This is a genomic window from Tunicatimonas sp. (assembly GCF_049647865.1).
Classification (GTDB): domain Bacteria; phylum Bacteroidota; class Bacteroidia; order Cytophagales; family Cyclobacteriaceae; genus Tunicatimonas.
Window position 1 is genome coordinate 1 of record NZ_JBARYM010000413.1, and the last position, 13,529, is coordinate 13,529.

Below are 13,529 nucleotides of genomic sequence, written 5' to 3' on the forward strand. Positions count from 1 at the left end.
CGCTTACTACCTACTTTTTGCTAGAAGACAACGTAGAGGCCCGGCAGGTACAAGACCGAATGGTAGCGCTGACCGACACGCTTCACAATCCTATTTACGAGCGACGTTTCGGAAAAAGTTACGATGAGTACAAAGCGGCAGGCGACATTATGGAGTATCATCTTCAACCACTATCGGATGTTCATTTATATTCCGCTCACATTGACGATACTACTCACGGTGATATCCGAACGGTGTATATGTTCGCAACGATTGGATTATTGCTACTCTTTGTCGCCGTGTTCAATTACGTGAACCTATCCACGGCCCAATCGGCTCAGCACGCAAAATCCACCGGTGTTCGGAAGGTATTGGGGGCGGTTCGTTCGCAATTATATAGTTTGTTTTTAACCGAGTCGGTAGCAATCTGCATTATTGCTGCATTAGTAGGATTGACTTTTGTTCAGATACTCTTCGCTGTAGGAAGTGGTTGGATTCAGCAGTTTATTCCTACTGGCATTACTCCACTGTCGGTAATTGTACTTCTGGTTATAGCAATTCTATTAGGATTAGTTTCCGGGTGGATACCCGCTCAAATGCTCAGCGCGTTTAAACCAACTCAAGTACTAAAGGGACAACTATCTCAAGGCACTAAAGGTGCGCAACTACGAAACGGATTAGTAATCGCTCAGTTTGTGGTCTCAACCGGACTAATAATCAGTATACTACTAATCAGTCAGCAGCTATCGTATTTGCAAAACAAATCTCTGGGTTTTGATAAAGAACATCTCCTGATGGTGAAGAATATTGACAAGCTGGGCGAGAAAAAGCAAACCTTAAAACAACTGGTTAGCACCGCTTCCTACACGGTAAACCTTTCTTTAGCGTATAACAATTTGGGGCAACCTCACAATCACGATGCTTTTACACCGGTAGAACTTATTGAGCAAGGGCAAACCGAAGCGGTGGGTATTCCGCGTTACTCGGGCGATACGGACTACTTATCTACGGTAGGTATTGACTTACTGATGGGACATAATTTCTCGCCCAATCTCACAAAAGATAATCAGCAAATTTTGCTGAATGAGGAAGCCCTGCGAGCCTTCGGATGGCAAGACCGAACTGAAGCCGAACTCATTGGTAAAATGATTGATGTGAATACCCGACGTTACGAACTAGCTGGGATCGTAGAAGACATTCACTTTCGCTCGCTACGGGAGAAGATTGGGCCAATGGCCATTATGTCGCACGTTTCTAACGAATACGAAAACTTATTTATTCGCATAAAGCCCGGTAGCACCGCCGAAGCCTTAATTGATCTACAACATAAGTGGGCTCAGGTAGCTCCGAACCTGCCCTTTACGTACACCTTTCTAGACGAACAGTTAGACGCACTCTACGCTTCGGAGCAGCAGATGGCTTCCCTATTTCAAATCTTGACCGGACTGACCATTGGAGTAGCTTGCCTGGGGCTATTAGGTTTAGCCATGTTTACTGCCGAGCGACGTACTAAGGAAATTGGAGTGCGAAAGGTGTTAGGAGCTAGCGTTCAAAGTATTGTGGCTTTACTCTCTAAAAGCATTGTCAAAATGGTGATTTTCGCAATGTTACTTGCTATTCCAATTACTTGGTACTTGATACAACAATGGCTAGAAAACTTTGAGTACCGAATCCAAATTAGCTGGTGGATATTTGCGCTCGCCGGCGGAAGCGTACTACTAGTTGCCCTACTTACTATTAGCTTTCAAACCATCAAGGCAGCAATAGCTAATCCGGCAGACGCACTACGAAGTGAATAGAATTATAAGTGATAAGATAGAAAACTATCGTAATATCAAGTGGTAAGCAACTGGAGTAGAATTTGCTCGTTATTGTTACCAAACCACATAGTTCTCAAATATGCGTTTTTTACTAGTTTTCATTACGCTAACCCTAGTTTCTGCTTGTCACTCTTTTGATACTACCGAAATTATTGAACCAACTGACTTTCAGATTCAGTCGGTCAGTTTTAATTTATCTAAAGATGTAATACCCACCAATATGGTAGCTCAAAAGGTAAAAGATCATCAAGAGTTTACGCTGGTAGGAGCTAAGCTAAAACAGGGCGATCAGAACTTTGTGGCTCTTTGGCTATTTAATACTCTAGATTCGGCCGACATCCGAAGTATTAACCTCAAAGCGGAAGAATTTTCAAGGTTCCCTTATCTTACTGCTATTACAGCCCGAGAGGAAGCCTCCAACCTAACTGCTTTTCTGAAAAGAGATTAACCAGACCAAGTCGTTTTAGCTCGATATTCCTAAAATATCAATAGATCTACGAAAAAAATCGTAGATAAGTTTGGAAGTACGATTTTTATCGTATATAATTGAAGTACGATAAATCTCGTAGATTATGAAAGACACTTCTAAGCCTACCGAAGCTGAATTAGAAATTCTTCAAATAGTATATCAGCTGGGACCTTCCACCGTTCGTTCAGTTCACGATGAACTTGCCCAGCAACGAGATATTGGCTACACTACCACGCTCAAAAATATGCAAAACATGGCTCAAAAGGGTTTACTGGTTCGTGATGAATCGGCTAAAAGCCATATCTATTCAGCCAAAGTGCCTCAAGAAAAAACTCAGAAATTACTACTCGATCGCCTGCTAGAGACGGCCTTTGGGGGTTCAGCCGGACGGATGGTACTGCAAGCTTTGGGTCATCGTAAGACATCTCCGGAAGAACTGGAACAAATTAAAGCACTCATCAAAAAACTGGAAGGAGGAAAATCATGAGTTGGTTATCTGAAACTTGGATACAAACAATTGGCTGGACACTTGTGCACAGCCTTTGGATTGTGACACTGATAGCAATAGGTTTACGGCTACTGTTAGCCATCATTCCTAGTCAGCGGGCCAAAGCTCGCTATCTTTTGGCAGTAGCAGCACTCTTGGGTGCAGTAATCGCTTTAGTAACTACCGGAGTTTACGTTCACGAACCAGTAGAAGAAGTTATTCATTCTACTACCGCTATACATTCAGTTGAATCTTTTGCCACTAATTATACCCCAGTGAATCCGGTGCTTTCAGAACCTTGGCATCGGCAATTTAACGATAAGCTTCAGCTGTGGTTAGCACCTCATTTATCGGGTATTTTGGTAATTTGGTTTAGCGGAATGTTGTTCTTTTTGCTACGAGGGACGGGCCGAATCGTTTACCTACATCGTCTCACTCAGCTAAATACTCAGCCACTTAACCCTTCGTGGAAAAATACTGTCGCTCAGCTTATTCAGATGCTGAAGATTCGTCGGAAAATTATCGTTCGGATATCACCGCACATACGCAGTCCGTTTGTTGCTGGTTTTCTAAAACCAATGATTCTACTGCCTTTGAGCGCATTTTCTCAACTAAGCCCCGATCAACTTGAAGCCATCTTGGCACATGAACTCGCGCACATTCGCCGGTGGGATGATGCTGTAAATTGGTTACAAGTCGCGGTAGAGATTGTATTATTCTATCACCCCGCACTGTGGTGGATTTCGCAAGTGATTCGCGATGAGCGAGAAAAATGCTGTGACGATTTAGCCGTGGCAATCTGCGGCAGCGCATTGGTGTATACTAAAGCACTCACCCAGTTAGAGAGTTTACCCAATACCACGTCATCCTTCGCCCTAGCGTTATCACGTTCCGGCAATGGATTACTTGGTCGTGTTGAGCGATTATTACAACCCCATAATTCCAATAATAAATCTTCGGTAGCTCCGATAATAATAACGATGATACTGGCTGTTACCATTGCTATTAACTACCAATTTGATCATTCTATTTCCAACAGCTCAACCGCCAGTACTCCGGTCTACTCAGGATTGATCTCAGGGCTAAAATCACCGTCGGCTCTAGAAACAACTCGCTCAGCCCATGATTCCCCCTGGCAACCGGTGCTACCCGATTGGTTGAAAGAAGAAAGCATCGTTTTAGATACAATTCCAAGCGACACGATAGCTACTAATGCTAAGGAGAAAAATGAACGAAGTGCTTCTGTATTCTACTTTTCAACCGATACAGATCAGTTTAAATTAGATTCTCTACCTGAGTTTATTCAGCTCGATTCATTATCATCGGTTTACAGTTTTTCATCGCCAGGTGTGCGCATTCTATCGCTTGACTCTCTGCCGCAGGCACTGGCATTACCGCCCAACATCGAGATCGATGTGATAGAAGATATTGATTTGGATTTAGATGTGCTGGAAGATATTGAGGTACTCATCGATTCTGTACAAAGCTGGAATCATAGTTTCAATTTTCATTTTTCTGATACAATACCCAGCCCTGGTAGCCCCGAGCATTTAAAGCAATTCTGGAGCGATTCTACGCGAGGGTATAAAATTCATAGATTCGCCAGTCCTCACTTCCGAGTAGATTCTATAAGGGGTAGTACTTTCTTAAACATTCCTGCCCCTCCCGCAGCGATAATTCCTGATTCTACCCGGTTGCGTAGCCTACGATACTACCAGAGAGCCTTAGCAAATGTGGATTCTTCGGGTGTCCGGACTGCTAAAGCTTTGGAGCGTCAGCTACGATCATTAGAAGAACAGCAACAACGCTACGAAGCACAGGTGCAGATGAGAGAACAGCAGCACGAAGAGCGTTTAGCAGAATGGCAGAAAAGAATGGAAGTTTGGGAAGATCGGCAACAAGAACTACAGCAACGCTTTGAAGAACGCCAACAAGAAATGCAGCAGCGTCATGAGGAACGAGTACGATCCTTAGAACGTCAAGAAGAACAGCTACGCCAACACCAAGAACTACTTGAAAAGCAATTTAACCGCAAAGAGAAAGAGAAATCTAATCAAAATTAGCCTCAATGCCAGTTTGAATAAAGAAACCTTGAGCTAGCAGTAGTTTTTAGCCTACCCCACGGGGTGGGCTTTTTAATTTTAATGTCAATCCATTTGTCAATCTACCAAGAGGGTATTATAAATCTTCCTTATTTTTTCCGTTTCTATTTTTCATTTCTGCTAATTTTCCACTAATTTTTAAAATATGTACGTTATCCCTATAAGTAATTAGCAGTAATATTTTATCTTTAGATCAATGGGTTCTTAGGAAATTGAAGTAAACTATGAAGCATCAGAACCGAAGATTTGAACAATTGTCGCTAGAAAGGAAATGTCGCTATATTCTCAACCGCTGCACATTTATTGCTACCCGCTTAGAAAAGCAAGGAAAGCAGTCTTTTCGAATTAATCTATACCACCGGGGCGACTTCTATTACGAGATTTGGTACAACAGTGAGTATCACTACATTGGCGAGGTTCGTATTACGCAAAACCGCTCTATCATCAATGCCTACGCATCTGGGGTGCAACTACATTCTCTCGATTGCTGATTCGCCCTATTTTACTCAAACAGCTATTATTCGTTTATCTCTTTTAGTATCGCAAAGAATTCAGCTAAAATCATTGCCGTAGCCCCCCAAATAACCTCCTTATTAATTAGGTAAGCTGGTGCTTCTAAATGAACTCCCCGAGCGGTTATCTGACGAACAGACCGATTATCAGGATTAAGAAAGTCTTGCACCGACATATCCAGCACCTCAGCTACTTCGGCAGGTTCAGGCTGATAGGCTGGAGAGGTTTTAGTAAACGCTACTACCGGACTTACTACAAAGCGACTTACCGGAATATACAGATCAGATAGTTGGCCAACTACTTGGGTAGCTTCGACACTAACTCCAATTTCTTCCTTGGTTTCTCGCAAAGCAGTATCCACAATAGTTCCATCCTCAGGTTCTACCTTCCCTCCCGGAAAAGCAATTTGTCCGCTATGCGCTCCATCGTATTGAGGTCGGCGGATTAGGGGAAACGCAAGTTGTCGTTCAGCCCCAGGATAAAGTAAAATAAGGACTCCAGCGTGAAGGGCATTCGGTGGAATACGATGACGGCTATTTCGGTGCATCTCAGTGGCCATATGTTGCTGAGCCTGCCACCCGAGTAATGGCTGACTGAGCCGCTCCTTTAATTTGTCACGTAGATGATCGGTAAAAAGCATTTTCATTAGAATGAGCTAACTGAAGTTAAAATTCTTCTTTTCTCCGAGTCGGTGGATAGATAAATGAAATTATAGGGTTTTGTTCATAATTTGGAATAATGTCGCGGCCTACTTTGTTTGTATAGTACAACCATAAAAAATTTTATGACCTATAAAATTAGAATAATTATACTATTAATCGTTGCGTTGTCGGCTACGTTAGGCTGTAGTAGTAAAGTCTCACTAGATCGCCTGCTCTCATCTAAGACTCCCTACGAACGATATGTTTCGTCGCTGAATCAGGCTTCGCTGGAACAAACATTACTGGGAAAAAACTGGTTAGAAGCTGGCAAAAAAAGTTTGTACGATTCGCTCTACGTAAATTTACCTTACAGTGAGATTGGCTACTTTGCCGATGACCGACCGTCAGCAATTTCGTTGCGTTACACGGCTCAGCAGGGTCAATCTATTCAGATCACCCTAACAACTGACTACAATGATTCTATTAAGTTTTTTTTAGATGTATTTACAGCCGATGACTATATTGCCCCAATAGTTTCAGCCGACACCCTGCGGAACATTCAATACGAAGTTGAAGAAACCGGCGCACACGTACTACGATTACAGCCAGAACTTCTGGTAAGTGGTGCATATAAACTACAAATTACAGCGAAAGCTACCCTCAGCTTTCCAGTATCAGGAAAAAATTACCGAGCGGTTGGCAGTTTTTTTGGCGATCCTCGCGACGGTGGCAAGCGAAGCCACCGGGGTATTGATATTTTTGCTCCTAAGGGTACTCCGGTAGTAGCAGCTCACGCCGGAATTGTGACCCCCAAAACCAGTAGTGGCCTCGGAGGTAAGGTAGTTTGGCTATCTAGCTTCAAAAAGAAATTTAACCAGTACTACGCCCATTTAGATAGTCAGGCAGTGACACCAGGGCAACGAGTTAGTCGAGGCGATACGTTGGGCTTCGTGGGAAATACCGGTAACGCCCGCTTCACGCCGCCGCATCTTCATTTTAGTATTTATGCTTTTGGCCAAGGAGCCGTTGATCCCTATCCGTTCGTCGCTTCTATTAATGCTGATGAGGAAACTATAGCGGTAGATACAAGCTTTGTTGGCAATGAAGCACGTATTCAATCCGCGTTAGCTAATGTTCGGCAGGCTCCTACCACTCAGTCGGCGGTTCTACTAACCGCCACTCAACATACTCCCGTACGTGTTACCGGAGGTACCGGAAAATGGTATCGGGCGCAACTTCCGAATGGTACCCGTGGTTTTATCCACCAAAGTTTAGTGCAATCTCTGAATAGCCCTATTAATGATTTAGTGATAACTAGTTCTTATCAACCATTCGTAACGCTACATCCCAAGCGGCCTATTCTTCAGTTATGGGAAGGACAGCAAGTAGCTGTATTGGGAGTATATGAGTCACATTGGTACGTAGAAACTACTACTGGCGAACGACTTTGGATGCAGCCTACCTAGCGTCTACTTTGCCGATACAGCTTCCAGCGTTTCTACAATAATATTGTGGTTAGTGTAGATACAGATATCCGCCGCAATACTCAGACTTTCCTTTACCATTTCTTCGGCAGAAAGCTCACTGGAGTGCTTTTTTAGGGCTAAAGCTGCTGCCTGGGCATACATGCTTCCTGAACCGATTGTGGCAATATCATTATCTGGCTCTAATACATCGCCCGTTCCCGAAAGAATCAAAAGCTCCGAAGCATCAGCTACAATCATCATAGCTTCCAACTTGCGCAGATAGCGGTCGGTGCGCCAATCTTTGGCTAGTTCAATCGCGGCGCGCTTCATATTGCCTCCGTAAGAGTTTAGCTTTTCATCAAAACGCTCGATCAAGGTAAAGGCATCAGCGGTAGACCCGGCAAAGCCAGTTACAATTTTATCATTTTGCAGTTTACGGATTTTGCGGACATTACTTTTAGCTACGGTATTTCCCATAGTAGCTTGCCCATCAGCTCCAATAGCGATCTGATTTCGGTGCTTAATAGCGACTACGGTGGTTGATTTTATCTTTTGCATGGTTTATAAAAATTGGATCAGGATGAACTTGATTTTATTTGGATAATCAGGATGTACATTTCTCGTAAACTTTTAATTTGGTACCAATAATATAATGTATCCTGTTTATCTAAAATAATTCTGACTATCCTGGTAAAAAAAAGGCCAAACAAATTTGTCTAGCCTTGTTGACGAATAACCGTGCGAAATGTTTTACGCTAGATCATAATCCGAATGGGGTCTTCCAACAACGATTTCAGGGTTTTGAGGAAAGCAGCTCCCACAGCGCCATCCACCGCTCGGTGGTCGCACGACATGGTAACTTTCATCACGTTGCCCGGCACCAGTTGACCGTTTTTGACGATAGCTGTTTGTTTGATACCCCCTACGGCAAGAATACAAGCATCGGGCGGATTCACGATGGCGGTGAACTCCTCAATGCCGAACATCCCTAAATTAGAAATGGTAAAGGTACTACCCTCCCAGTCCTTAGGCTGCAATTGCTTATTCTTAGCCTTGGCCGCTAAATCTTTCACTTCCGCTCCAATGTGAGAGAGTGACTTGTTATCGGCAAACCTTACCACCGGCACTAGTAACCCTTCGTCTACGGCTACCGCTATTCCAATATGAATATGCTGGTTCTTACGAATGGTATCGCCCTGCCAGGAGACGTTTACATCCGGGTGCTGCCGCAAACTGGCTGCTACCGCCTTCACGACAAGATCGTTGAAGGAGATTTTTACCGGAGAGATTTCATTCATGCTTTGGCGGGCTTCTACTGCTTTGTCCATGTTGATCTCCATGGTGAGATAGAAGTGCGGTGCCGTGAATTTGCTCTCCGCCAATCGCTTAGCAATGGTTTTACGCATTTGCGAAACCTTAACTTCCTCGTAGCTTTCTTCTCCTACTATTTTGGGTAGTTCAATAGCTGGGGCTGGAGCAGAATCTTCGCCTTTCTTTTGAGGCTGTTCCGTAGGTTCAGCTTCCGGCTCATACTCCTCTATGTCTCGTTTTACAATTCGGCCGTTCTCGCCGCTACCCGAAATTTGAGCAATATCGTAGCCCATATCCTGGGCCATCTTTTTCGCTAGTGGTGAAGCTTTTACCCGGCCGTTACTGCTGGAGGAGCTTTCATCGTCACCCGACGACCGACTCGGTACATAAGCGGGGGCATCTTTTTCGGCGGCCCCGTTGCTCGATGATTTGCCTTCGGGATCTTTTTCTTCGGACTTCTTCTTCTCAGGTTTTTCTTTTTTCTTCTCCTCTTTACTACCTCCCGACGATTTCTGAGCCTTCAGTAGCTTCTCATAGTCGGCACCTTCTTCGCCAATCACGGCAATCACTCCATCTACCGGAACCGAGCCACCCTCGTCCACTCCTATATACAACAGCGTACCATCTTCGTACGATTCCAGTTCCATGGTAGCTTTATCGGTTTCTACTTCGGCAATAATATCGCCCGATTCTACCGAGTCGCCTACCTTTTTTAGCCAATTAGCAATCACGCCTTCTTCCATCGTGTCGCTCATCTTGGGCATGGTTACTACTGTAGCGTTCACATCGGATGTATCCACTTCGGAAGCGTCACTATCTTCATCAGCATCATCCGAATCTTCATTCTCGGAATCATCCTTTTCGGAAGTATCGGAATCTTCATCCTCGGAAGCATCCGAATCTTCCTCTGAGTTTTGGCTACTTGAAGAACCTTCAATTTCCTTTAACAAATCTTCAATATCTTCACCCTCTTCACCAATAATAGCAATTACGCCATCAACGGCCACCGATTCGTTTTCTTGAACACCAATATGCAGAATGGTACCGTCTTCGTACGATTCCAGTTCCATGGTAGCTTTGTCAGTTTCTACTTCGGCTATGATATCACCGGACTCCACCGAGTCACCTACCTTTTTTAGCCAATTAGCAATCACGCCTTCTTCCATCGTGTCGCTCATCTTGGGCATTTTAATAACTTCGGCCATGCGTGTGTTATATTATCGTTTATTTTATTCTAAATCTTACTTGAAGCGTAAGCGAGGCAAATTACTGATGAATCCAAATTATCACAACGGTGAACCTAAAAAATGTTAGCTAGATACCCAGTATCAATTGTCTAACTTTCATAATCTGCATCAGATCTTAACATAAGACTTTATTCTAAACTCAAATTTACAACTTCTGTTTCCTTTATATTTTCCTTTTCAATTGCAGTTACAAAACAATCCCCTACTTTTTTTATTTTTTTAAAAATAATTGTCTACAACTATTACGTGAATATTCAGGTTATTAGCTGATTTTAATTATTTTTGCAGCGATTTTAATCAGGTCATTTAACTAAAGCGTTCTTATCCTCTAATGCCACAGCATATCAAATTAAAACGCGGATTTACTATCAACTTGGCGGGAAAACCTGAAAAAAAGGTGAGCGACGCCCCCCCCTCCGATACTTACGCACTAAAGCCTACCGACTTTATTGGGATGATACGCCCGAAGGTCACCGTAGACGAAGGTGATACGGTAAAAGCGGGTACCCCAATCCTATTTGACCGGAAAATGAATTCGGTTAAATACTGCGCCCCAGTTAGTGGGGAAGTAGTAGAGATTAAGCGAGGGGAAAAACGTAAGCTGCTGGAAGTTAAAATATTGGCTGATAAAGAAGTTACGTTTGAAGAATATAAGCAGTACTCAGTTTCTGATTTAACTTCTCTAAGCCGGGAAGAAGCACAGGAGCAGATGCTTCAGAGTGGGGTGTGGCCTCAGATTATTCAGCGGCCCTACGGTATTGTGGCTGATCCGGCCGATACTCCTCGCGATATTTTTATCTCAACATTTGATACTAGTCCACTGGCTCCCGATTACACCACTCTGCTGAAAGGTCAGGCTAACTTCTTCTCGGCGGGAATTGAGGTACTAAAAAAGTTTACTGAGGGAAAAGTACACGTAGGAATTGACGCTAAAGCTGAAGTTTCTACGATACATAATGATGCTAAAGGAGTAACAATTACTAAATTTTCAGGGCCTCATCCGGCCGGAAATGTAGGAGTACAAATTCACCATGTTGCCCCTATTGGCAAAACTGACGTAGTTTGGACCATTGATCCCTACGGAGTAGTTCAGATTGGTAAGTTATTCCTCAAAGGCGTTTACGATACTTCCAAAACTATATCGCTAGCTGGTTCTGAAGTAAAGCAACCTCAGTACTACACTACCTACAGCGGAGCTTGTATTGATAAAATTGTGGAGGAACAAATCAAGGTCCGAAACGTGCGTTATATCTCAGGCAACGTACTAACCGGCGAGAAAATTGAACCAGACGGATACCTTGGCTACTACCATCACCAAATTACCGTGATACCAGAAGGTAATGAGTACGAATTCTTGGGCTGGATGAAACCAACTACGGACAAGTTGAGTTTTCATAGAGCATTAGGTTTATTTTCTTTTCTTAATTCTTCTAAGAAAGAATACGTGCTAAATTCTAATATGAAAGGGGAAGAACGAGCGATTGTTCAAACCGGAATTTACGAACAGGTGCTACCGATGGATATTCTTCCTGAGTATCTTTTTAAAGCCATTATGGCCGAGGATTACGACGAAATGGAGACACTGGGATTATACGAGGTGATTGAAGAAGACGTGGCCTTGTGCGAGTTTATCGATATTTCCAAACACGATTTTCAGGGTCTTATACGACAAGGAATTAATTTACTTCGAGAGAGTTAGATTTTATGAACGTTTTACGCAAACTGTTAGACCAGCAAAAACCTCTTTTTGAAAAGGGAGGGAAGTTAGAGAAGTTTTATTATGCGTTTGAAGCGGGGGATACTTTTCTGTTTACTCCGAACACTACGGGTAGCAAGCGCGGAACTCACATTCACGATGCCATTGATCTAAAGCGGATGATGATTACCGTAGTAATCGCGATGGTTCCCGCTTTATTATTCGGAATTTATAACGTGGGTCATACCCACTTTTTGGCCGTAGGGGAATTAGCCGAAGCTACTTTTCTAGATAAGGTGCTGATTGGGTCTATCGCTGTGCTGCCGATTGTCATTGTATCCTACGCCGCGGGGGGACTGGTTGAAGTAATTTTTGCCACTATCCGTCGCCACCCCATCAACGAAGGCTTTTTGGTAACCGGAATGTTAATTGCCCTTATTATGCCACCTACCCTGCCGCTATGGCAAGTAGCGTTGGCTGCTATATTTGCGGTAGTAATTGCTAAAGAAGTATTCGGCGGCACCGGAATGAACGTGCTAAACGTGGCTATGACCGCTCGGGCATTTTTGTACTTTGCCTACCCCGGCGATATGTCTGGTGATGTTTGGTACTACTTGGGTGATAAAGAGTACGCTGATGGTTTTTCAGGGGCTACTCCACTAGGTTTAGCGGCTGAAACCGTGCAGGTAGACGGGGTTCAAACCGTAGCTGCTTCCTTAGCTGAGTTTCAGGATGGATTATTTACTTTCTGGAACATGGCCGTAGGCCTCATCCCCGGTTCAATCGGTTCTACTTCCTTTATCGCAGTAATGATTGGGGCGGTTATCATTATTGCTACCGGTGTAGGCAGTTGGAAAACTATTTTAAGTGGGTTTATTGGAGTTTACGTGATGCAGCTTATCCTGAACATCTTCGGTTCTAATGAGTACATGAATATGCCTCCTCACTATCATTTTGTAATGGGTGGGGTAGCTTTCGGTATTGTGTTTATGGCGACCGATCCGGTTTCTTCCGCCCATACCGAATGGGGGAAATGGATATACGGATTTTTGATTGGAGTCATCACGGTGATCATTCGGGTACTGAATCCCGCTTATCCGGAAGGTATTATGTTAGCGGTGCTGTTTATGAATGTATTTGCGCCACTCATTGATTTTTATGTAGTAGAAGCAAACAAAAAAAGGAGGTTACAACGTGCGACAGTCTAATGTATATGTAATAGTTTTTTCCGCCATCTTAACAATTATACTTGGCGGACTACTGGCATTCTCGGCAATTGGCTTAAAGCCAATACAGGATGAGCAGGTAGCACTAGATACTCAAAAGAAAATTTTGGGTGCTGTTATTCAATTGCAAGAAGGGGACGATGTTCCGGCTATCTATCAGGAGAAGATTGAGTCTTTGGTAGTAAATGCGAAAGGGGAAGAGATTAAGGAGATTGATGGAGCCCCTGTAGTTGCTGAGGCAATTAATGTTGGCAAACAATTTAAACTCCCTCCCGAAGATCGTCTGTTTCCGGTCTACAAGTTCAAAGGAGGTGACGAGGGACAGGTTGATGCCTTTATCCTACCGGTTTATGGAAATGGACTGTGGAATAATATCTTTGGTTACGTTGCTTTGGAAAATGATTTAGCCACGATTAAGGGAGTTGTTTTTGACCATGTAGGAGAAACCCCGGGCTTAGGAGCTCGCATCACCGATATAGAGGTACAAGAGCGATTCAGAGGTAAGAAAATCTACGACGACTTAGGCGAACTAGTAGCCGTACGGATGGTAAAGGGTGAAACCGGCAATCCTA

12 protein-coding genes are annotated in these 13,529 nt (G+C 43.6%); 9 read left to right on the forward strand and 3 right to left on the reverse strand.

Translation table 11 applies throughout. From position 1 onward, the window contains the following. The 5 genes from WBA23_RS12340 to WBA23_RS12360 all read left to right on the forward strand — a co-directional run. Positions 1–1,778: ABC transporter permease (locus WBA23_RS12340; RefSeq protein ID WP_424582585.1), on the forward strand; the 1,778-nt coding region annotated here is incomplete at its 5' end. A 100-nt stretch (positions 1,779–1,878) separates the two neighbouring features. After that, on the forward strand, positions 1,879–2,247 hold the full coding sequence (locus tag WBA23_RS12345; protein WP_424582586.1) for a hypothetical protein: 369 nt from the start codon (positions 1,879–1,881) through the stop codon (positions 2,245–2,247). Positions 2,248–2,371: 124 nt separating this feature from the next. Beyond that, entirely contained in the window at positions 2,372–2,755 is a 384-nt protein-coding gene (locus WBA23_RS12350) for a BlaI/MecI/CopY family transcriptional regulator (RefSeq protein ID WP_424582587.1), read from the forward strand. After that, a complete protein-coding gene (locus WBA23_RS12355; RefSeq protein ID WP_424582588.1) occupies positions 2,752–4,818 on the forward strand; it encodes a M56 family metallopeptidase in 2,067 nt (688 codons plus the stop codon). Before WBA23_RS12350 ends, WBA23_RS12355 begins: the two co-directional genes overlap by 4 nt. A 263-nt stretch (positions 4,819–5,081) precedes the next feature. Beyond that, positions 5,082–5,348 (forward strand): hypothetical protein, encoded by a 267-nt coding sequence (locus WBA23_RS12360; protein WP_424582589.1) that lies wholly within the window; start codon positions 5,082–5,084, stop codon positions 5,346–5,348. A gap of 26 nt (positions 5,349–5,374) precedes the next feature. Here the strand turns inward: WBA23_RS12360 and WBA23_RS12365 are convergent, their stop codons facing one another. Beyond that, positions 5,375–6,016, reverse strand: a complete 642-nt coding sequence (locus tag WBA23_RS12365; RefSeq protein ID WP_424582590.1) for an NUDIX hydrolase — start codon at positions 6,014–6,016, stop codon at positions 5,375–5,377. 138 nt (positions 6,017–6,154) lie between these two features. Here WBA23_RS12365 and WBA23_RS12370 point away from each other — a divergent pair, with 138 nt between their 5' ends. Beyond that, entirely contained in the window at positions 6,155–7,477 is a 1,323-nt protein-coding gene (locus WBA23_RS12370; RefSeq protein ID WP_424582591.1) for a peptidoglycan DD-metalloendopeptidase family protein, read from the forward strand. A 3-nt stretch (positions 7,478–7,480) separates the two neighbouring features. Here the strand turns inward: WBA23_RS12370 and hslV are convergent, their stop codons facing one another. Continuing rightward, entirely contained in the window at positions 7,481–8,035 is a 555-nt protein-coding gene (hslV, locus tag WBA23_RS12375; RefSeq protein ID WP_424582592.1) for an ATP-dependent protease subunit HslV, read from the reverse strand. Between the two features lie 197 nt (positions 8,036–8,232). Next, positions 8,233–9,993, reverse strand: coding sequence for a pyruvate dehydrogenase complex dihydrolipoamide acetyltransferase (locus tag WBA23_RS12380; protein WP_424582593.1), 1,761 nt, complete (start codon positions 9,991–9,993; stop codon positions 8,233–8,235). Between the two features lie 373 nt (positions 9,994–10,366). On the opposite strand from WBA23_RS12380, the gene WBA23_RS12385 reads away from it, so the two are divergent. The 3 genes from WBA23_RS12385 to nqrC all read left to right on the forward strand — a co-directional run. Continuing rightward, positions 10,367–11,734, forward strand: coding sequence for a Na(+)-translocating NADH-quinone reductase subunit A (locus WBA23_RS12385; RefSeq protein WP_424582594.1), 1,368 nt, complete (start codon positions 10,367–10,369; stop codon positions 11,732–11,734). A gap of 5 nt (positions 11,735–11,739) precedes the next feature. After that, complete coding sequence (locus WBA23_RS12390; RefSeq protein ID WP_424582595.1) at positions 11,740–12,939, forward strand: NADH:ubiquinone reductase (Na(+)-transporting) subunit B; 1,200 nt, start codon at positions 11,740–11,742, stop codon at positions 12,937–12,939. After that, the coding region (nqrC, locus tag WBA23_RS12395; protein ID WP_424582596.1) for an NADH:ubiquinone reductase (Na(+)-transporting) subunit C at positions 12,926–13,529 on the forward strand (604 nt) is incomplete at its 3' end. The genes WBA23_RS12390 and nqrC, both read left to right, overlap by 14 nt.

Excerpts from the sequence above, each read along its gene's own strand:
- WBA23_RS12345 (WP_424582586.1), top strand. The coding sequence starts at position 1,879 with ATGCGTTTTTTACTAGTTTTCATTACGCTAACCCTAGTTTCTGCTTGT.
- WBA23_RS12370 (WP_424582591.1), top strand. The coding sequence starts at position 6,155 with ATGACCTATAAAATTAGAATAATTATACTATTAATCGTTGCGTTGTCG.
- WBA23_RS12385 (WP_424582594.1), top strand. The coding sequence starts at position 10,367 with ATGCCACAGCATATCAAATTAAAACGCGGATTTACTATCAACTTGGCG.
- WBA23_RS12365 (WP_424582590.1), bottom strand. The coding sequence starts at position 6,016 with ATGAAAATGCTTTTTACCGATCATCTACGTGACAAATTAAAGGAGCGG.
- WBA23_RS12355 (WP_424582588.1), top strand. The coding sequence starts at position 2,752 with ATGAGTTGGTTATCTGAAACTTGGATACAAACAATTGGCTGGACACTT.
- hslV (WP_424582592.1), bottom strand. The coding sequence starts at position 8,035 with ATGCAAAAGATAAAATCAACCACCGTAGTCGCTATTAAGCACCGAAAT.
- WBA23_RS12350 (WP_424582587.1), top strand. The coding sequence starts at position 2,372 with ATGAAAGACACTTCTAAGCCTACCGAAGCTGAATTAGAAATTCTTCAA.
- WBA23_RS12390 (WP_424582595.1), top strand. The coding sequence starts at position 11,740 with ATGAACGTTTTACGCAAACTGTTAGACCAGCAAAAACCTCTTTTTGAA.
- WBA23_RS12360 (WP_424582589.1), top strand. The coding sequence starts at position 5,082 with ATGAAGCATCAGAACCGAAGATTTGAACAATTGTCGCTAGAAAGGAAA.
- WBA23_RS12380 (WP_424582593.1), bottom strand. The coding sequence starts at position 9,993 with ATGGCCGAAGTTATTAAAATGCCCAAGATGAGCGACACGATGGAAGAA.